Origin of the sequence: Serratia sp. CY47444 (assembly GCF_052168635.1) — a bacterium.
Taxonomy (GTDB): Bacteria; Pseudomonadota; Gammaproteobacteria; order Enterobacterales; family Enterobacteriaceae; genus Serratia; species Serratia bockelmannii.
The window spans coordinates 44167-62931 of sequence record NZ_JBJNMH010000012.1 but is presented as its reverse complement, the minus strand read 5'-3'; the positions used below and the strand labels follow the sequence as shown (position 1 = coordinate 62931).

At 59.7% G+C, this 18765-nt stretch carries 18 protein-coding genes; 8 read left to right on the top strand and 10 right to left on the bottom strand.

Going from position 1 to position 18765, the window contains the following annotated elements; genetic code table 11:
* Nucleotides 1-4: 4 nt before the first annotated feature.
* The 3 genes from ACJ8IL_RS16120 to ibpA form a co-directional block, all read right to left on the bottom strand.
* Nucleotides 5-1663, bottom strand: coding sequence for a putative transporter (locus ACJ8IL_RS16120; protein WP_099816906.1), 1659 nt, complete (start codon nucleotides 1661-1663; stop codon nucleotides 5-7).
* 167 nt (nucleotides 1664-1830) lie between these two features.
* Nucleotides 1831-2259, bottom strand: coding sequence for a small heat shock chaperone IbpB (ibpB, locus tag ACJ8IL_RS16115; protein WP_004933922.1), 429 nt, complete (start codon nucleotides 2257-2259; stop codon nucleotides 1831-1833).
* A gap of 106 nt (nucleotides 2260-2365) precedes the next feature.
* On the bottom strand, nucleotides 2366-2779 hold the full coding sequence (ibpA, locus tag ACJ8IL_RS16110; protein ID WP_004933919.1) for a small heat shock chaperone IbpA: 414 nt from the start codon (nucleotides 2777-2779) through the stop codon (nucleotides 2366-2368).
* A 309-nt stretch (nucleotides 2780-3088) separates the two neighbouring features.
* Here ibpA and ACJ8IL_RS16105 point away from each other — a divergent pair, with 309 nt between their 5' ends.
* Entirely contained in the window at nucleotides 3089-3436 is a 348-nt protein-coding gene (locus ACJ8IL_RS16105) for a YceK/YidQ family lipoprotein (RefSeq protein WP_197811665.1), read from the top strand.
* Nucleotides 3437-3465: 29 nt separating this feature from the next.
* On the opposite strand, the gene ACJ8IL_RS16100 is transcribed toward ACJ8IL_RS16105, so the two are convergent.
* Nucleotides 3466-4746: a DUF3748 domain-containing protein gene (locus ACJ8IL_RS16100; RefSeq protein WP_197811666.1), complete on the bottom strand. Its 1281-nt coding sequence runs from the start codon at nucleotides 4744-4746 to the stop codon at nucleotides 3466-3468.
* Nucleotides 4747-4784: 38 nt separating this feature from the next.
* Nucleotides 4785-5174, bottom strand: a complete 390-nt coding sequence (locus ACJ8IL_RS16095) for a hypothetical protein (protein ID WP_173889430.1) — start codon at nucleotides 5172-5174, stop codon at nucleotides 4785-4787.
* A 36-nt stretch (nucleotides 5175-5210) separates the two neighbouring features.
* Between ACJ8IL_RS16095 and ACJ8IL_RS16090 the strand changes: the two genes are divergently transcribed.
* Together ACJ8IL_RS16090 and ACJ8IL_RS16085 are read left to right on the top strand one after the other, a co-directional pair.
* Nucleotides 5211-6179, top strand: coding sequence for a threonine/serine dehydratase (locus ACJ8IL_RS16090; protein WP_089181466.1), 969 nt, complete (start codon nucleotides 5211-5213; stop codon nucleotides 6177-6179).
* A complete protein-coding gene (locus ACJ8IL_RS16085; protein ID WP_442516660.1) occupies nucleotides 6166-7107 on the top strand; it encodes an ornithine cyclodeaminase family protein in 942 nt (313 codons plus the stop codon). The genes ACJ8IL_RS16090 and ACJ8IL_RS16085 overlap by 14 nt, the downstream gene beginning before the upstream one ends.
* A 26-nt stretch (nucleotides 7108-7133) precedes the next feature.
* On the opposite strand, the gene yidA is transcribed toward ACJ8IL_RS16085, so the two are convergent.
* From yidA to dnaA, 5 genes are all read right to left on the bottom strand, one after another.
* Nucleotides 7134-7949 (bottom strand): sugar-phosphatase, encoded by an 816-nt coding sequence (gene yidA, locus ACJ8IL_RS16080; protein WP_197769435.1) that lies wholly within the window; start codon nucleotides 7947-7949, stop codon nucleotides 7134-7136.
* Nucleotides 7950-8074: 125 nt separating this feature from the next.
* A complete protein-coding gene (gene gyrB / locus ACJ8IL_RS16075) occupies nucleotides 8075-10489 on the bottom strand; it encodes a DNA topoisomerase (ATP-hydrolyzing) subunit B (protein ID WP_025304759.1) in 2415 nt (804 codons plus the stop codon).
* An 18-nt stretch (nucleotides 10490-10507) separates the two neighbouring features.
* The gene (gene recF / locus ACJ8IL_RS16070) at nucleotides 10508-11593 is read right to left on the bottom strand and encodes a DNA replication/repair protein RecF (protein WP_025304758.1); all 1086 of its coding nucleotides are present in this window, start codon (nucleotides 11591-11593) and stop codon (nucleotides 10508-10510) included.
* Between the two features lie 45 nt (nucleotides 11594-11638).
* The gene (dnaN, locus tag ACJ8IL_RS16065; RefSeq protein WP_004933892.1) at nucleotides 11639-12739 is read right to left on the bottom strand and encodes a DNA polymerase III subunit beta; all 1101 of its coding nucleotides are present in this window, start codon (nucleotides 12737-12739) and stop codon (nucleotides 11639-11641) included.
* A gap of 4 nt (nucleotides 12740-12743) precedes the next feature.
* Nucleotides 12744-14138 carry a chromosomal replication initiator protein DnaA gene (gene dnaA / locus ACJ8IL_RS16060; protein WP_071826153.1) on the bottom strand — a complete coding sequence of 465 codons (1395 nt, stop codon included), beginning with the start codon at nucleotides 14136-14138 and terminating at the stop codon, nucleotides 12744-12746.
* Between the two features lie 682 nt (nucleotides 14139-14820).
* Here dnaA and rpmH point away from each other — a divergent pair.
* The 5 genes from rpmH to mnmE all read left to right on the top strand — a co-directional run bounded on the left by rpmH (nucleotide 14821) and on the right by mnmE (nucleotide 18660).
* Nucleotides 14821-14961: a 50S ribosomal protein L34 gene (rpmH, locus tag ACJ8IL_RS16055; RefSeq protein ID WP_000831330.1), complete on the top strand. Its 141-nt coding sequence runs from the start codon at nucleotides 14821-14823 to the stop codon at nucleotides 14959-14961.
* Nucleotides 14962-14978: 17 nt separating this feature from the next.
* A complete protein-coding gene (rnpA, locus tag ACJ8IL_RS16050; RefSeq protein WP_004933883.1) occupies nucleotides 14979-15338 on the top strand; it encodes a ribonuclease P protein component in 360 nt (119 codons plus the stop codon).
* Nucleotides 15302-15559: a membrane protein insertion efficiency factor YidD gene (yidD, locus tag ACJ8IL_RS16045; protein WP_004933881.1), complete on the top strand. Its 258-nt coding sequence runs from the start codon at nucleotides 15302-15304 to the stop codon at nucleotides 15557-15559. The genes rnpA and yidD overlap by 37 nt, the downstream gene beginning before the upstream one ends.
* Before the next feature lie 2 nt (nucleotides 15560-15561).
* The gene (yidC, locus tag ACJ8IL_RS16040; RefSeq protein WP_025304756.1) at nucleotides 15562-17199 is read left to right on the top strand and encodes a membrane protein insertase YidC; all 1638 of its coding nucleotides are present in this window, start codon (nucleotides 15562-15564) and stop codon (nucleotides 17197-17199) included.
* A gap of 96 nt (nucleotides 17200-17295) precedes the next feature.
* Nucleotides 17296-18660 (top strand): tRNA uridine-5-carboxymethylaminomethyl(34) synthesis GTPase MnmE, encoded by a 1365-nt coding sequence (mnmE, locus tag ACJ8IL_RS16035; RefSeq protein WP_197837360.1) that lies wholly within the window; start codon nucleotides 17296-17298, stop codon nucleotides 18658-18660.
* Nucleotides 18661-18765 lie beyond the last annotated feature (105 nt).

Here is an 18765-nt window from a genome sequence, read left to right as displayed (position 1 = left end):
CGCACTACAGCGTCCAGAACAGCACCGCCAGCAGCTGCGGCGACATGATGCGCAGGAACATCGCCAACGGATACACGGTGGCGTAAGACAGCGCGGCGGCGCCGCTGGTGGGATGCAGACCGTTGGCGAAGGCCAGCGCCGGCGGATCGGTCATCGATCCCGCCAGCATGCCGGACAGCGTCAGGTAGTTCATCTTGCCCACCGTGCGTGCCAGAATACCGACGCTCAGCAGCGGAATGGCGGTGATTAACGCGCCATAACCAATCCATGTCAGCCCCTCGCCGTGCAGCAACGTATCGATAAAATTGCCGCCCGATTTCAAACCGACCACCGCCAGAAACAGCACGATGCCCAGTTCGCGCAGCGCCAGGTTGGCGCTCGGCGGCATAAACCAATACAGCTTGCCGATGCTGCCGATGCGCCCCAGGATCAGCGCCGCCACCAACGGCCCGCCGGCCAGCCCCAGCCGCAATGCCGCCGGGAAGCCGGGCACGAACAGCGGAATGGAGCCCAGCAGCACCCCGAGACCGATGCCGATAAAGACCGGCAGCATCTGCACCTGCTGCAGTTTTTGTTGGGCGTTGCCGACGATTGCCGTCACCGCGTCGATGGCCTCCGGCCGGCCGACCAGGTTGAGAATGTCGCCGAACTGCAGCGTCACGTTGCTGCCGGCCACCAGCTCCACGCCGGCGCGGTTGAGGCGTGAAATCACCACGTCATACTTCTGCTTCAGGTTCAGCTCGCGGATTTTCTTGCCCAGCACCTGCTCGTTGGTCACCACCGCCCTCACCACCTGCAGCGCGGTGCCGCGCGTCGACAGCGAAGCGTCCACCTCTTCGCCGATCACCAGCCGGGCGTTCTCCAGATCTTCACGCTTGCCCACCAGATGCAGGTAGTCACCAAGTTCCAGCCGCTCGTGTGGCGCCGGCACCATCAGCAGCTCTCCGCGCTTGAGGCGCGAACAGACGATCGCTTCACCGTTGAGCAACGGCACCTGCTTAATCGCCATGCCCTGCAGGTTGGGATTGCGCACCGCCACGTTGATGGCGTGCAGCAGCTCACGCTGATTGCCCAGGCTGTTTTCAAACGCCTGCGCCTCGCGCTCGATGTTGATGCGGAAAACCAATCGGATCAGCCACATCACCAGCAAGATGCCGCAAATGCCGAACGGGTAGGCCATGGCGTAGCCCATCCCCATGCCGTCCACCAACGCCGGATCGGAACCGAGATCGGTCAGGATTTGTTGACCGGCGCCCAGCGCCGGGGTGTTGGTGACCGCGCCGGAGAACACGCCGAGGATGATCGGCAGCGGCACGTCGAACAGCTTGTGCACCGCCGCCGCCACGACGCCGCCGGTCAGTACCAGCAGCACCGCGAAGGCGTTGAGGCGCAGACCAGAGACGCGCAGCGAAGAGAAGAAACCGGGACCGACCTGGATGCCGATGGTGTAAACGAACAGGATCAGGCCAAACTCCTGGATAAAGTGCAGCATGTCACCATTCAGGCTGATTTGCCCGCTCTGGGCAAAGTGGCCGACCAGAATGCCGCCGAACAGCACGCCGCCGATGCCCAGCCCGACGCCGTACAGCTTCCAGTTCCCCATCCACAGCCCAATGACGGCCGCCAGCGCCAACATGCTGACGGTCAGGGCGATATCGCTCATAGGTCACATCCTTGCCAAAGTTGAACATGGGATTTGCGGACAAAGACACACAATTAACAAGGATTATGGCATCGGGCAGACGGGGGGACTGTGGCGTGCGCCACATAACGCAACGGGGGAGATCCGTCTGGATCTCCCCCGCATGATGATGACCGTTTTTCAGTCGGTTATTTGGCTTCCAGCTCCGGCGTCGCGCCGATGGCAATGCGCTGAGGCTGCAAGGCTTCCGGCACCTGACGCACCAGATCGATGTGCAACAGGCCATTTTCAAATTTGGCCTCGGATACCTGCAGGTGTTCCGCCAGAGTGAAGGTCAGCTGGAACTCTTTGCACACCAACCCCTGATGCAGGTACTCGACCTGTTTTTCCGGCGGCGTGGGTTTACCGCTGACGGTCAGCCGCGGCCCTTCCACTTCGATATTCAGTTCGCTCTGCCGGAAACCGGCCAGCGCCAGAGAAATGCGGTAGTGATTGTCATCGCTTTTCTCGATGTTATACGGCGGGAACCCCTGGGGTTCCTGGCCCCCCATGGAACTGGCCAGTTTATCAAAACCAATCCATTGACGCAGAAGCGGGGATAGATCGTAATTACGCATAGGAACAACTCCTTTCATTAAGCGAGATGTGTTTATTCAGCCCCCTGACGGCAGGCGGATTGTTACTGCATATTTGCCGACAGCGTTCCTGCCGGCGAAAAGGGAATTATTTAATTTCGATACGGCGCGGTTTTAATGTTTCCGGCACGATGCGCTGCATATCGATATACAGCAGGCCGTTTTCCAGTTTGGCGCCTTTAATTTGAATATGTTCAGCCAGCTGGAATTTACGCTCGAAATTACGCTCAGCGATGCCCTGATATAAATAGGTTTTTTCTGCCGGTTCGTTATTGTGCGCACCGCGCACGATCAGCAGATTATCTTGCGTGGTGATCTCCAGCTCCTGCTCGGCAAACCCGGCTACCGCAATGGCGATGCGATAATGATTTTCGTCCACCAGCTCGACATTATAAGGGGGATAACCGCCGTTGCCCTGGCTCTGGCCGGCCTCCAGCGCGTTGAACAGGCGATCGAAACCAATGGCGGAACGGTATAGCGGAGAAAGATCGAAATTACGCATAAAACAGCCTCCTAAGGCACTTCAGCGAGGTTGAAATAAATACGCCTTCCATTCTGGACAGGCTAATTAAGCCAGAATTCCCTTACGGCAAATTCTCAATCCGGCTCTGATGATAAAATGGGGGTTGATTTCATCAATTCAACGGGCGAGGATCAAAAAAAGCGCTTTTCGGTTAGGTGAAAGTTTTTTTACCACTTACACTAAAGTGAGAGAGCCGCCACAGAGCGGGATTTTGCTTCTTTTAAAGCAGCAACAGGATGTTATAAATCAGCTTAATTTAGGGGCACAGCAACCCTGCAGGATGGATTAATGACGACGATGAAAGCGATAGCGACGGGCTGCATGTTGTTGGCGACCAGCGGTTGCTCCAGCGTGATGAGCCATACCGGCCCGAATCAGGGTTACTATCCCGGCACCCGCGCCAGCGTGGACATGCTGAAGGACGACAACACCAGTTGGGCGATGATGCCGCTGGTGGCGCTGGATCTGCCGTTCTCCGCAGTGATGGATACCGTGCTGCTGCCTTACGACTATCTGCGTTCAGGCAATGACGCCACCGCAGACTCGCCAAAAGCGCGCATCCTGCGCAGCGAGCAGCAGAATCTGGCGGCAACCGGCAATCCCGGTGAAGGCAACGAAAGCACTGCCACGCACTAATCACGCACGCAGCGGGCCGCCAGGCCCGCCTACACCTCAACCACAAAGATCTGGTTGAATCCCGCTATCTCGCGCATAAACGCCACTTTCCTGCCATCCGGCGAAAACACCACGGCATCCCCCGACGGTGACTGCACGCTGCGCTGCGTTAAACGCTGCAGGCGGCCGCTGGCGACCTCACACAGCATCACGCTGTTGTCACACACCAGGGCTATCGCCCCGCCCTGCGGGTGCCAGCTGAACGCCGACTGGATGTCATGCTCGCCGCGGCTGACCTGGCGCGGCTCACCGCCGTTCGGCGACACCGTCCACAGTTGCACCACGCCGCCGTCATCCTTCATCAGAAAAGCTATCTGGCTGCCGTCCGGCGAGCTGCGCAGCCAATGGCGCGGCGCACCGACCACGCCCGGAAAACGGCGTTCACCGGTAAAGGTCACCCGCCGCTGCCTGACGCCAAGCGGCGGCGCCGGCAGCTCGCTTTCCGTCCCCTGCAGCGGCAAAGCGCCCGCCCTGGCGTAATCGGCATCGTTCTCCGGCAGGTCGACAATAAACACCTCCGGCAGTTTCTCTCCGGCGGCGGACAACGTATCGCCAATGAACGCCAGCGCCCAGCGCTGCCGACTGCCGTCGGCCTTACGGTAGCCTTCGCGGCCAATCCAGCCCTCTTCGTAGGCGCGATTGATCTGATCGCTGCCCGGCTGCGGCTGCGGCACGGTCTCGCTGACCAGCACGCAATAGTGGCTGCCGTCATATTCACGGGGATGCTGTTTCGGCGGATTGACCCCGTGCAGCGGCACGGCCACGCCGACGTTGCGCAGATCGCGCGCCGGATCGCATTCATGCATCACGTGATCGTTGTAGGTAAAGCTGAGGCGGCTGCCGTCCGGACTGAAAACGTGCACATGGCTGCCGCCGCGCAGCGCGCCGGGCGTGTAGGGCGCGGTGATATCCAGCGCGTCGAGGGTGATGGCCAACTCGCGATCCGGTTCGCTGACGATCACCCCGCGGCGGTGGTGAAAATCATACTGCCAGGCGCTGTCCGGGTGCTCCGGGCCGTGGATGAAGACGTAGCGCGCCGGTGCATCGGGGCTGACCGTAACCACGCCGACGTGCGCGCCGTGCTGGGCGCGATAAACCACCTCCACCGCGCCGCTGGCGACGTTGACCCGCTCGATGCTCAGACCAGTGAAAGAGGCGCCGCGCGGGCGCACGTCATAAGCCAGCCATTGGCTGTCCGGCGTCCAGACGTTGATATTGGTTAACTGATGCCCACGAGGGTCGAAAGTCAGTTGTTTTTCCCGATGGCTCATGGCGGCTCTCCTGCGCATGCTGGCACTGAACGGCCATCTTACCGGATCGGCAGCCGCGTTTCATATGGCCGGCGAGGACGAGCCGGGGGCTTTCCCGCGTCGAAATTTCCATGAGACTTATCCGTTAAGCCTATCGACGACGCCGGCAGGAAATAAACGCCCGGCAAGCCGGCCGTATTCCAGGCAGTGAAACTCAGCGGTGCCCATGCCGTATAGGCAGATGCCGCGAGCGCTATTTTTTCATTCTCATTTACTTGATCAAAATAATTCAGCGGCAGCGCCTTTCTTAACGCAAATAAATAAAAAATCGTGCCGCTAAACGCCCAGTAATGTTTATTTTCACCGCATACGCGATGCCGTACCCCGGCCATTTCCGCTTTCTGGCCGGGTTGCCCGACGGGGTTTACAATCAATACAAAAAAGTACAAACTGGATTTTTAAGTCCAAAATATTCTGGAGCCGGTATGAATCCCCTCTTCGATGCCATTGTTTCTGCCCATCAGCAACTGCGCCCTCAGGTTCGGGTCACGCCATTGGAGCGCAGCGTACTGCTTTCTCAGCAATTGGGCTGCGAGCTGTATTTGAAATGCGATCATCTGCAGCACACCGGCTCCTTTAAATTTCGCGGCGCCAGCAACAAGCTGCGGCTGCTGGATAACGAGCAACGCCGGCGCGGCGTGATCGCCGCCTCAACCGGCAACCACGGCCAAGCGGTCGCCCTGGCGGGGTACCTGATGGGGGTTGGCGTCACGGTTTATGCGCCAGAGACGGCCGCGAGCATCAAGCTCGACACCATTCGTGCACTGGGCGGCACCGTGGAATTGGTGCCGGGCGATGCGCTGAACGCCGAACTGGCGGGGGAACAGGCCGCACGCGAACAGGGAAAAACCTATATCTCGCCGTATAACGACGAGCAGGTGATCGCCGGCCAGGGCACCTGCGGCATGGAGCTGGTTGAACAACTCACCGATCTGGACGCGGTGTTCGTGGCGGTCGGCGGCGGGGGTTATATCGCCGGCATCGGCACCGTTCTGCGGCAACTGTCGCCGAACACGCAGCTTATCGCCTGCTGGCCGGAAAACGCCACCAGCCTGTACAGCGCGTTGGAAGCGGGCCATATCTTCCCGGTGGAAGAGCAAGAAACCCTGTCCGACGGCACCGCCGGCGGCGTCGAGCCGGGCGCCGTGACCTTTCCGCTGTGCCAACAGCTGATCGACCGCAAAGTGCTGGTTAGCGAGGCAGAGATCAAACACGCGATGCGCCGGATCGCCGCCAGCGATCGCTGGATTATCGAAGGCGCGGCCGGCGTGGCGCTGGCGGCGGCGATCAAACTGGCGCCGGAATACCAGGGTAAAAAGGTGGCGGTGGTACTGTGCGGCAAGAACATCGTGCTGGAGAAATACCTCAAGGCCATCGCCGATGCACATCCTTAATCGGCAGCAAATCCTCGCCGCGTTCGACGCCGAGACCATAACGCCGCTGCTGAAGCAGGGTTTTATCGCCTACTCGCAACAGCGAGTGCAACAACCGCCGGTGCAGCATTTCCTGTTCGAGCGTGCCGCCGGCGACTGCTGCATCAAGTCCGCCTGGCTGGAAGGTGACGAACTGTTCGTGGTCAAGATCTCCGCCGGTTTCTATCGCAACGCCGAACACGGCCTGCCGAGCAATCAGGGGCTGGTGATGGCGTTCTCCGCCCAGACCGGCGAACCGCAGGCGCTGCTGCAGGATGAAGGTTGGCTGACCGCGTTGCGCACCGCCCTGGCCGGCCGCATCGCCGCCGAGCTGTGCGCGCCGCCGCATATTCAGGCGATCGGCATGGTCGGCACGGGTCTGCAGGCGCGGCTGCAGCTGCAATGCCTGAAACCGGTGACCGATTGCCGAGACGTATGGGTGTGGGGACGAGACGAACAGGCGCTGGCGGCGTATCGGCGCGATGCCGAAGCCGAGGGTTTTCGGGTGCGGGTTACGCAGAATGCGGCGGAACTGGCAGCGCACTGTCGGCTGATCGTGACCACCACGCCCAGCCGCGAACCGATATTGCAGGCGGCGGATATTCGGCCCGGCACGCACATCACCGCCGTGGGCGCCGACGCGCCCGGCAAACAGGAACTGGCGACCGATTTGGTGGCCAACACAGACGCGCTGCTGGTCGATGCCCTGACGCAGTGCGCGGACTATGGCGAGATCGCGACGGCTTATCGGCAAAACAGGCTGATTTCAACGCCAATCGTCGAAATGGGCGCCGTCTTGGCGCAGGGAGGGCGGGTACGACGCGAGCCGCAGCACATCACCATCGCCGATCTCACCGGCTTGGCGATTCAGGATCTGCAGATCGCCAAAGGGGTGTTGGCGAAAGTATAAAGGGGCGCCGCAGCGCCCACGCGTTATCAGGCGTTGAGCACGAACTTCTCGATAGCGCGCGCCACGCCGTCCTCTGTATTGCCGCTGGTGACAAACTGCGCCACCGCTTTCAGTTCGGGAATGGCGTTGCCCATCGCTACGCCGACGCCGGCATATTCGATCATCGCCGTATCGTTGGCCTGATCCCCCAGCGTCATGATGTTTTCCCGCGCCACGCCCAAATGCTCGGCCAGCATTCTCACCCCGGCGCCCTTATCGACGTTCTTGTGCAGGATCTCGAGGAAATAAGGCGCGCTTTTCAGGATGGTATAACGCTCGCGCGTTTCCGCCGGGATGCGCGCGATAGCGCGGTCCAACAGCTCCGGCTCGTCGATCATCATCACTTTAGGGAACCGCATCTGGCGATCCATCTCTTCCACGCTGCGATATTTCAGCGGAATGCCGGTCATTTCCGCCTCGTGTATGGTGTACTTGCCGATATCCTTGTTCGGGGTATACAGGGTATCGAAATCAAACGCCTGGTAGTGAACGCCGAACTCGCGCGCCATCTGCTCAAAGTGCAGATAATCCTCAAAGCCCAGCGTTTCTTGCAGAATGCAGGCGCCGTCAACCGCACGCAGCACCAGCGCGCCGTTATAGGTGATACAGAAATCGCCGGGGCCCTGAATGTCCAACTGGCGCAGATAATCCTGCACGCCGACATAAGGCCGCCCGGTGGCCAACACCACGTGCACCCCTTTGCGCCGCGCCGCCGCGATAGCCTGCTTTACCGCCGGCGTGATTTGGTGCTGCGGATCCAGCAACGTGCCGTCCATGTCGATCGCAATCAGTTCAATAGCCATTCAACGCTTCTCCCAGTGGTTTTTTCCCATGCTAACGCGTTTCAGCCTCGGCTGTCAGCGCCAAAAAGGGCGCAAAAAAAATCCGCGCAGGTCGCCCGGCGCGGATTTTCACAGCCATTAACGCATCAGATATCGATGTTCGCCGCTTTCAGGGCGTTTTCTTCGATAAAGGCGCGGCGCGGTTCAACCGCATCGCCCATCAGCGTGGTGAACAGCTGATCGGCAGCGATGGCATCCTTGACGGTCACGCGCAGCATACGGCGGCTTTCAGGATCCATGGTGGTTTCCCACAGCTGCTCCGGGTTCATCTCGCCCAGACCTTTATAACGCTGCACCGACAGGCCGCGGCGCGACTCTTTCACCAGCCACTCCAACGCCTGCTCGAAGCTGTCTACCGGCTGACGGCGTTCGCCGCGCTCGATGAACGCGCCCTCTTCGACCAGCCCGCGCAGCTTCTCGCCCAGCTGACAGATCTTGCGGTATTCGCCGCCGTGGATGAAGTCGAAGTCCAGCTTATAGTCGGTATCCACGCCGTGGGTGCGGATGCGCAGCGCCGGCTCGAACATCTGGCGCTCGCGGTTCTCGAAGATAACGAAGTCATAGCTGCTGCCGTGCTGCTCTTTGTCGTTCAGCGCCTGCACCAGCGAAGCAATCCAGGTTTTCACCTTGGCTTCATCGCTGAGATCGCCTTCGTTCAGCGTCGGCTGATAGATCAGGCTGTTCAGCAGCGCGCGCGGGTAGCGGCGCTCCATGCGGCCGATCAGCTTCTGCACGCCATAGTGCTCAGCCACCAGTTTTTCCAGCTGTTCGCCACCCAGCGCCGGTGCGCTGGCATTGGTGTGCAGCGTAGCGCCGTCCATCGCAATAGCGATCTGGTACTGATCCATCGCCTCGTCATCTTTGATGTACTGCTCTTGCTTACCTTTCTTCACCTTGTACAGCGGCGGCTGTGCGATGAACACGTGGCCACGCTCGATGATTTCCGGCATCTGGCGATAGAAGAAGGTCAACAGCAGCGTACGGATGTGCGAACCGTCGACGTCGGCATCGGTCATGATAATGATGCTGTGATAACGCAGCTTGTCCGGGCTGTACTCGTCGCGGCCGATGCCGCAACCCAGCGCGGTGATCAACGTCGCCACTTCCTGCGAGGAGAGCATTTTGTCGAAACGCGCTTTCTCGACGTTGAGGATTTTCCCCTTCAGCGGCAAGATAGCCTGGTTCTTGCGGTTGCGCCCCTGCTTGGCAGAGCCGCCCGCGGAGTCCCCTTCCACCAGGTACAGTTCGGACAACGCCGGGTCGCGTTCCTGGCAGTCCGCCAGCTTGCCCGGCAGGCCGGCCAGATCCAGTGCGCCTTTGCGGCGGGTCATCTCACGCGCTTTACGCGCCGCTTCGCGCGCGCGCGCCGCGTCGATGATTTTGCCGACCACGATTTTCGCGTCGCCTGGATTCTCCATCAGGTAATCCACCAGCTTCTCGTTCATCAGCGTTTCAACCGCGGTTTTCACCTCGGAAGAGACCAGCTTGTCCTTGGTCTGAGAAGAGAACTTCGGATCCGGCACCTTCACCGAGACCACGGCGATCAGGCCTTCACGTGCGTCATCGCCGGTGGCGCTGACCTTGGCCTTCTTGCTGTAGCCTTCCTTCTCCATGTAGCTGTTCAGCGTACGGGTCATCGCGGTACGGAAACCGACCAGGTGCGTGCCGCCGTCGCGCTGCGGGATGTTGTTGGTGAAGCAGTAGATGTTTTCCTGGAAACCGTCGTTCCACTGCAGCGCCACTTCCACGCCGATATCGTCTTTCACGGTCGAGAAGTAGAACACGTTCGGGTGGATCGGGGTTTTGTTCTTGTTCAGGTACTCGACAAACGCCTTGATGCCGCCTTCGTAATGGAAGTGGTCTTCACGGTCGGTACGCTTGTCCTTCAGGCGGATAGACACGCCGGAGTTGAGGAAGGACAGCTCGCGCAGACGCTTGGCCAGAATGTCATACTCGAACTCGGTCACATTGGTGAAGGTCTGGTGGCTCGGCCAGAAGCGCACCATGGTGCCGGTCTGCTCGGTTTCGCCCACCACGTTCAGCGGCGCCTGCGGCTCGCCGTGGCTGTAAGTTTGTTCGTGCACTTTGCCTTCGCGGCGGATCACCAGCTCCAGTTTCTCCGACAGGGCGTTAACCACCGAGACGCCCACGCCGTGCAGGCCGCCGGAAACTTTATAGGAGTTGTCGTCGAATTTACCGCCGGCGTGCAGCACGGTCATGATGACCTCTGCGGCTGAAACCCCTTCTTCCGGGTGAATGCCGGTCGGAATGCCGCGGCCGTCATCCTGCACCGATACCGAGTTGTCGGCATGGATGGTGACCTGAATGTCACTACAGTGGCCCGCGAGCGCTTCGTCGATAGCGTTGTCCACAACCTCGAATACCATGTGGTGCAGACCGGTGCCGTCATCGGTATCGCCGATATACATGCCCGGGCGCTTGCGCACCGCATCCAGCCCTTTTAATACCTTGATACTTGAGGAGTCATAAGAATTCGACATCAACGTTTCTCGCTCATTTTAGTCCTGTGGTTGAACCTCTATTTTACCCTGTTCCACGCGGAACATCTTGCCCTTTTCACCGGCCATGTCGGTCACTTGTTCAGCGCTGACTGCGCTGACAAAAACCTGGGCCTGGGTGGCTTTCAGGCGATCGGCCAGCAACCGGCGACGGCCGGTGTCCAGCTCGGAGGCAAAATCATCAATCAGATACAGGCAACGCCGCCCGCTCTGCCGGGTGAGAAACTCACCCTGCGCCAAGCGCAACGCGCACATCAGCAGCTTAAGCTGACCGCGCGATAACAAATCCTCTACCGGCGTGCCGTCGGCACGAATGCGAAAGTCCGCTTTATGCGGCCCCACCGCGGTATAGGTCAACGCCCTGTCGCGCTCAAACTGGCGCTCCAGCAGCTCGCCGTAGTCGCTCTCTTTGTCCCAGCCGCGTTGGAAGGAGAAGCTCAGGCCGAATTCAGGCAGAAACTGCGCACAGGTCGCGGTGATATCCGCGGCGATCGCGTCGCTGTATTCCGCCCGCCATTCGCTGATGCGCTCCGCGAGCGGGATCAGTTCCTGATCCCAAGCGCGGATCTGCGCATAGCGACTCACCTGGCGCAGCGCGGCATTGCGCTGCTTCAGTAACCGTTTCAGGTTGCTCCAGGCGGTGAAAAAACCGGGTTCGTTATGAAAACAGCCCCAGTCCAGGAAGGCGCGCCGGAATTTCGGCCCGCCGTTCAGCAGGGTAAAACCTTCGGGGGTGATCAGCTGCATGGGCAGCAGCTGCGCCAGCTCGGCCACCTTGTGGCCGTCGCTGCCATCGATGCGTACTTTGCTGTCACCCTGACGGCTCTTACTCAATCCTACCGACAGCTCGCGCTCCGCACCTTCGATGCGGCCATGCAACACGAACTCCGGTTGGTCGTGGCGAATCACCCGACCAGCCTGCAGGCTGCGAAAGGCGCGGCCGTGGCCGAGCGTATACACCGCTTCCAGCACGCTGGTCTTGCCGCTGCCGTTGGCGCCAACCAGGAAGTTGAATCCCGGCGCTAGCGCCAAATCCGCCGCCTCGATATTGCGGAAGTCTTTAATCAATAAACGCGTCAGAGCCATGCAATCTCTTTACCGATGACGGTGCTGTAATTCAAGGTAACGAGACTACAACCGCATTGGCATGACAACGTAGGCCGCCGCCTGGCTGGCGCCGTCTTCGATCTGCACGCTGGAGACCGAGTCGGTCAACAGCAGGCGCACGTCTTCACACTTGAGCGCGTTCAACACGTCCAGCACGTAGCTGACGTTGAAACCGATCTCCATCTCCGCGCCGTCGTAGCTGACGTCGAGGATCTCTTCCGCCTCTTCCTGCTCCGGGTTGTTGGCGGTGATCTTCAGCTGGTTCTGGCTGACGTACAGCCGCACGCCGCGGAATTTCTCGTTCGAGAGAATGGCCGCGCGGGCAAACGCCTGCTTGAGCAGATCGCAGCCGGCTTCCAGCGTTTTATCCGGGTTCTTCGGCAAGACGCGACGATAGTCCGGGAAACGGCCGTCAACCAGCTTCGACGTGAAGATGAAATCGCCGACGTGGGCGCGGATGTTGTTGCTGCCGATCTGCAACTGCAGCAGCGAATCGCCGCCGTCCAGCAGGCGCACCAGCTCCATCACCCCTTTACGCGGCACGATCACCGAATGCGACGGCAGCTGCTGGCCGATCGGCATCGAGCACACCGCCAGGCGGTGGCCGTCGGTCGCGACGGTGCGCAGCTCTTCGCCTTCGGTTTCAAACAGCATGCCGTTCAGGTAGTAACGCACGTCCTGATGGGCCATCGAGAACTGGGTAGCTTCGATCAGGCGCTTCAGCGTCGCCTGCGGCAAGGTGAACTCCACCTCGCTCTGCCAGTCGTCCAGGTTCGGGAAGTCCGCCGCCGGCAGCGTAGACAGTGAGAAACGGCTGCGGCCGGACCGCACCAGCATGCGCTCGCTCTCCAGCGTGACGGCGATCTCCGCCCCTTCCGGCAGGCCACGGCAGATATCAAAGAATTTGCGCGCAGGCACGGTGGTCGCGCCCGGCTCATGCGGTTGGGACAGGGCGACGCGCGCCACCATCTCCATCTCCAGATCGGTGCCAGTCAGCAGCAGGGAGCCTTCCGTCACCTGCAACAGCAGGTTGCCCAGGATCGGCAAGGTCGGGCGGCCGCCCAGCGGGCTGCTCACCTGTTGCAGCGGTTTTAGCAGATGCTCACGTTCAACGATAAATTTCATAGCGCTATGAAGATAATGTTCTGATTAAATTGGAGAAATCTTCTTTGATGTCGTGACTTTCCTCACGCAGCTGCTCGATCTTCCGGCAGGCGTGCAACACCGTGGTATGGTCGCGGCCACCAAACGCATCGCCGATTTCCGGCAGACTGTGGTTGGTGAGTTCCTTCGCCAGCGCCATCGCCATCTGGCGCGGGCGGGCAACGGATCGCGAACGCCGCTTGGACAGCAAATCCGCGACTTTAATCTTGTAATACTCCGCCACCGTCTTTTGGATATTGTCGATGGTGACCAGCTTTTCCTGCAGCGCCAGCAGATCGCGCAGCGCTTCGCGCACGAAATCAATGGTGATAGCCCGGCCGGTAAAGTTGGCGTTGGCGATCACGCGGTTCAATGCCCCTTCGAGCTCACGCACGTTGGAACGCAGGCGCTTGGCGATGAAGAACGCCACTTCGCCCGGTAGGCGAATGTCGTTTTCGTCGGCCTTTTTCATCAGGATCGCCACGCGGGTTTCCAGCTCCGGCGGCTCGATCGCCACCGTCAGCCCCCAACCGAAGCGGGACTTCAAGCGATCTTCCACCCCGTTGATCTCTTTAGGGTAGCGATCCGAGGTCAGGATGATCTGCTGATTGCCTTCCAACAGGGCGTTAAAGGTATGGAAGAACTCTTCCTGCGAACGCTCCTTGTTGGCGAAAAATTGGATGTCATCGATAAGTAAGGCGTCGACCGAACGGTAGTAGCGCTTAAACTCTTCGATGGCATTATTTTGCAACGCTTTGACCATGTCCTGCACGAAGCGTTCCGAGTGCATGTAGACCACTTTGGCGTTGGCCTTGCGCGCCATGATGCCGTTGCCGACCGCGTGCAGCAGGTGAGTTTTACCCAGGCCGGTACCGCCATACAGGAACAAAGGGTTGTAGGCGCCGCCCGGATTGTCCGCCACCTGGCGAGCCGCCGCGCGCGCCAGCTGGTTGGACTTACCCTCGACGAAGTTGTCGAAGGTGTGTTTAGGATTGACGTTGGAGCGGTAAGAGAGCTCGGGCTGCGCCGCCGCGTTGTCCCAGCTCGGGCGCAAAGGTGCAGCCGTACGCGCCGCCGGGGCCGCAGGGGCGCTGCTGACGCTGGCGGTCACGGTCTGGCTGATCACCTGCGTGATCGGCTTGCTGCCGACTTCAAAACGCAGCAAAGGCGCATCCGTGCCGCAGAAATCATTCAGCAGACCATTGATGTTGTTTAAGTACTTATCGCGAACCCAATCCAGCACAAAACGGTTAGGCGCGTACAGCGCCAGGGTGTTGTCACTCAGTTCCGCCTGCAATGGGCGAATCCACATACTAAATTCTGTGGCAGGTAACTCATCCTGCAATCGGGCAAGACACTGCTGCCAAAGCGAAAGTGACACGGCGGACTCCACTCGAACAAGATCAATAAAGAAAAGAAACGGGCAACTTTTTTATAACTCATGATTTTTGACACATACCCGGCATCGGCTGTTTGCCTGTGGGGGATGCGAACCGCCTTTCACGGTTTGTGTCCCTCACGATCCCGGCATGAGGGATCGCGATCGGAATGACGGATCATAGCGCAATCCGAGCAAGAGATCCTCCCCTTCCTCACAGATTAGATCCATTTTATCCACAGGCCGCGGCCGGCGGCGATCTTTTCACCGCCAACGCCGAATGACCGCGCAGATCCCGGCCGCTGCGCCGCGTTTTTTACATTGTCAACCGGTTATACCCTGTTATCCACGTCGGATCCTGGGATCGCGCGCAAAGGATCTCACGGGGATCCTTGCGATTTCACCCCGAGTCCGTATAATCTTCGCCCTACGTGTGATACCTGGTTCCTTATGGTGCGTCATTAGCCAGACAGGATTCTGCGGTGACCACGGGCCAAGACCGGATTTTGTTCCGTTATTGGCAGACAACCAGGTAGGCTGGCGCGATGCGAATTGACTCAGGACTGTACAATTATTACAATCCCGCTTCTTTATGTATTGCGATTGAGGCGTCGGTCATCTTCACGCCGAGTAGCCAAACGCGTTTACTGATCAGTAATTATTTTAAGTTTAGGTAGAAATCGCTATGAAACGCACTTTCCAACCGTCCGTATTGAAGCGCAACCGTAGCCACGGTTTCCGTGCTCGTATGGCCACCAAAAATGGTCGTCAAGTTCTGGCCCGCCGTCGTGCGAAAGGCCGTGCTCGTCTGACTGTTTCTAAGTAATAAAGCTAACCCGCTGAGTGGTTAAGCTCGCTTTTCCCAGGGAGTTACGTTTGTTAACTCCCACTCATTTCACTTTCGTCTTCCAGCAGCCACAACGGGCTGGCACGCCGCAAATCACCATCCTCGGCCGCCTGAACCAGCTGGGGCATCCCCGCATCGGTCTTACCGTCGCCAAAAAACACGTCAAACGCGCGCACGAGCGTAATCGGATCAAACGCCTAACCCGCGAAAGCTTCCGCTTGCGTCAGCACGAATTACCGGCGATGGATTTTGTCGTGGTGGCCAAAAAGGGGATAGCGGATTTGGATAACCGCGCGCTGACGGAAGCTTTGGATAAATTATGGCGTCGCCACTGTCGCCAGGCTCCCGCATCCTGATCGGGCTGGTGCGGGCCTATCAGCTCGTCATCAGTCCGCTGCTAGGGCCTCGTTGTCGCTTCCAGCCGACATGCTCTCATTACGCAATTGAGGCATTAAGCAGGTTTGGCATGATAAAAGGCAGTTGGTTAGCATTGAAACGCGTATTAAAATGCCACCCTTTGAACCCAGGTGGCGATGATCCGGTGCCGCCAAAAACCGACGATAACAGAGAACACTAACGATGGATTCGCAACGCAATCTTCTCCTCATCGCTCTGCTGTTCGTGTCTTTCATGATCTGGCAGGCATGGCAAACGGACAATGCTCCGCAGCCGGCCGCACAGACCACGCAACAGACTTCGAACGCAGTAGCCGGTGATGCCGCCAGCCAGGCCGTGCCAGCCAGTGGTCAGGGTAAGCTGATTACCGTGAACACCGACGTGCTGTCACTGACCATCAACACCCGTGGTGGCGATATCGAGCAGGCTAAACTGTTGGCCTACCCGGATACCCTGGGTTCATCGACTCCGTTCCAACTGCTGGAAACCACTCCGTCGTTCGTCTATCAGGCACAAAGCGGCCTGACCGGTAAAAACGGCCCGGACAACCCGGCCAACGGCGAGCGCCCGCTGTATCAGGCGGCGCAGGACAGCTACACCCTGCCGGAAGGCCAGGACGAGCTGCGCATCCCGCTGACCTACACCGATAAAGACGGCGCGATCTACACCAAGACCTTCGTGCTCAAACGCAATCACTATGCGGTCGGCGTGGATTACAGCATCGACAACAAAGGCGCGACGCCGCTGGAGCTGACCCTGTTCGGCCAGCTGAAGCAGACCACCGAATTGCCTAAGCACCGCGACACCGGCAGCAGCAACTTCGCGCTGCACACCTTCCGCGGCGCGGCGTACTCGTCCAGCGAGGACAAGTACCAGAAATACGCGTTCGACAAAGACGAAAACCTGAGCGTCACCACCAAAGACGGTTGGGTCGCCATGCTGCAGCAGTACTTCGCCACCGCGTGGGTACCGGCGACCAAGGGTGACAACACCTTCTACACCGCCAAACCGGGTGACAACCTGTCCACCATCGGCTTCAAATCTACCCCGGTCGTGGTGCAGCCGGGCGCTCAGCAGCAGCTGAACGCGACCCTGTGGGTCGGCCCGGAGCTGCAGGATCAGATGGCCCAGTTGGCGCCGCACCTGGACCTGACCGTGGATTACGGCTGGCTGTGGTTCATCTCCCAGCCGCTGTTCAAACTGCTGAAGTTCATCCACGGCTTTATCGGTAACTGGGGCTTCTCCATCATCATCATCACCTTCATCGTGCGCGGCATCATGTACCCGCTGACCAAGGCGCAGTACACCTCGATGGCGAAAATGCGCATGCTGCAGCCGAAGCTGCAGGCGATGCGCGAGCGCATCGGCGATGACAAACAGCGCATGAGCCAAGAGATGATGGCGCTGTACAAGTCGGAGAAAGTGAACCCGCTCGGCGGCTGCCTGCCGCTGATCATTCAGATGCCGATCTTCCTGGCGCTGTACTACATGCTGATGGGCTCGGTCGAGCTGCGCCACGCGCCGTTCGCCCTGTGGATCCATGACCTGTCGGCGCAAGACCCGTACTACATCCTGCCAATCCTGATGGGCGTGACGATGTTCTTCATTCAGAAGATGTCGCCAACCACCGTGACTGACCCGATGCAGCAGAAAATCATGACCTTCATGCCGGTGATCTTCACAGTGTTCTTCCTGTGGTTCCCGTCCGGTCTGGTGCTGTATTACATCGTCAGTAACCTGGTGACCATCCTGCAGCAGCAGCTGATTTACCGTGGTCTGGAAAAACGCGGTCTGCACAGCCGCGACAAGAAAAAAAGCTAAGCGTATTGTAGGGGTTCGGCGCGCCGACCCTTGCAGTCACCCCAAAGGCGGTCATTAGACCGCCTTTTTGCATCTTAATCGTCAGAGAGAACCGTTATGAGCACCACCGATACCATCGTTGCCCAAGCCACCCCGCCGGGACGCGGCGGCGTCGGCATTCTGCGCATTTCTGGAAGCAAGGCCAAAGACGTCGCCCAGGCGTTGCTCGGCAAGCTGCCGAAGCCGCGCTACGCTGACTATCTGCCGTTCCGCGACGCCACGGGCGCCACCCTCGATCAGGGCATCGCGCTGTGGTTCCCGGGGCCGAACTCCTTTACCGGCGAAGACGTGCTGGAACTGCAGGGCCACGGCGGGCCGGTGATCCTCGATCTGTTGCTCAAGCGCGTGCTGGCGCTCCCTGACGTGCGCATCGCACGGCCCGGCGAGTTCTCCGAGCGCGCATTTCTCAACGACAAACTCGATTTGGCGCAGGCCGAAGCGATTGCCGATTTGATCGACGCCAGCTCCGAGCAGGCGGCACGTTCGGCTATGAACTCGCTGCAGGGCGCGTTTTCCACCCGCATCCACCAGCTCGTGGAAGCGCTCACTCACCTGCGAATCTACGTGGAAGCGGCGATCGACTTCCCGGACGAAGAAATCGACTTCCTGTCCGACGGTAAAATCGAGGCGCAGCTCAACGACGTAATGGCGGATCTGGACAACGTGCGCGGCGAAGCGCGCCAGGGCAGCCTGCTGCGCGAAGGGATGAAGGTGGTGATCGCCGGGCGCCCCAACGCAGGTAAATCGAGCCTGCTCAATGCGTTGGCCGGGCGCGAGGCGGCGATCGTGACCGATATCGCCGGCACCACCCGCGACGTCTTGCGCGAACATATCCATATCGATGGCATGCCGCTGCACATCATCGACACCGCCGGCCTGCGCGATGCCAGCGACGAAGTAGAGCGTATCGGCATCGAACGTGCGTGGAGCGAGATCGAACAGGCCGACAGGGTACTGTTTATGGTTGACGGCACCACCACCGCCGCCACCGAGCCGGCGGCGATCTGGCCGGAGTTTATGGCGCGCCTGCCAGGCACGCTGCCGATTACCGTGGTACGCAACAAGGCCGACATCACCGGTGAAACGCTGGGTCTGACGGAAGTGAATAACCACTCACTTATTCGCCTGTCGGCCCGCACCGGCGAAGGCGTCGATGTGCTGCGCGATCATCTTAAACAGAGCATGGGCTTCACCAGCAATATGGAAGGCGGCTTCCTGGCGCGCCGTCGCCACCTGCAGGCGCTGGAACTGGCGGCACAGCACCTGGTGCAGGGTAAAGAACAGTTAGTGAGCGCTTACGCGGGGGAGCTGCTGGCCGAGGAACTGCGCCAGGCGCAGCTGGCCCTGAGTGAAATCACCGGCGAATTCACCTCCGACGATCTGCTGGGCCGTATCTTCTCAAGCTTCTGTATCGGGAAATAATCGACTGCGAGCGCCGTATCCTACTCGGCGCCCGCATGTTACTTCTCCCGGCGGCATCAAAACTCACCTAAGCTTATCTCATCAATTTTGCTGCGTGAGAGATAA

Excerpts from the sequence above, each read along its gene's own strand:
- ibpA (WP_004933919.1), bottom strand. The coding sequence starts at position 2,779 with ATGCGTAATTTCGATCTTTCTCCGCTATACCGTTCCGCCATTGGTTTC.
- mnmE (WP_197837360.1), top strand. The coding sequence starts at position 17,296 with ATGAGCACCACCGATACCATCGTTGCCCAAGCCACCCCGCCGGGACGC.
- ACJ8IL_RS16085 (WP_442516660.1), top strand. The coding sequence starts at position 6,166 with ATGCACATCCTTAATCGGCAGCAAATCCTCGCCGCGTTCGACGCCGAG.
- yidC (WP_025304756.1), top strand. The coding sequence starts at position 15,562 with ATGGATTCGCAACGCAATCTTCTCCTCATCGCTCTGCTGTTCGTGTCT.
- ACJ8IL_RS16105 (WP_197811665.1), top strand. The coding sequence starts at position 3,089 with ATGACGACGATGAAAGCGATAGCGACGGGCTGCATGTTGTTGGCGACC.
- yidD (WP_004933881.1), top strand. The coding sequence starts at position 15,302 with ATGGCGTCGCCACTGTCGCCAGGCTCCCGCATCCTGATCGGGCTGGTG.
- ACJ8IL_RS16090 (WP_089181466.1), top strand. The coding sequence starts at position 5,211 with ATGAATCCCCTCTTCGATGCCATTGTTTCTGCCCATCAGCAACTGCGC.
- ibpB (WP_004933922.1), bottom strand. The coding sequence starts at position 2,259 with ATGCGTAATTACGATCTATCCCCGCTTCTGCGTCAATGGATTGGTTTT.
- ACJ8IL_RS16100 (WP_197811666.1), bottom strand. The coding sequence starts at position 4,746 with ATGAGCCATCGGGAAAAACAACTGACTTTCGACCCTCGTGGGCATCAG.
- ACJ8IL_RS16120 (WP_099816906.1), bottom strand. The coding sequence starts at position 1,663 with ATGAGCGATATCGCCCTGACCGTCAGCATGTTGGCGCTGGCGGCCGTC.
- yidA (WP_197769435.1), bottom strand. The coding sequence starts at position 7,949 with ATGGCTATTGAACTGATTGCGATCGACATGGACGGCACGTTGCTGGAT.
- rpmH (WP_000831330.1), top strand. The coding sequence starts at position 14,821 with ATGAAACGCACTTTCCAACCGTCCGTATTGAAGCGCAACCGTAGCCAC.
- recF (WP_025304758.1), bottom strand. The coding sequence starts at position 11,593 with ATGGCTCTGACGCGTTTATTGATTAAAGACTTCCGCAATATCGAGGCG.
- gyrB (WP_025304759.1), bottom strand. The coding sequence starts at position 10,489 with ATGTCGAATTCTTATGACTCCTCAAGTATCAAGGTATTAAAAGGGCTG.
- dnaN (WP_004933892.1), bottom strand. The coding sequence starts at position 12,739 with ATGAAATTTATCGTTGAACGTGAGCATCTGCTAAAACCGCTGCAACAG.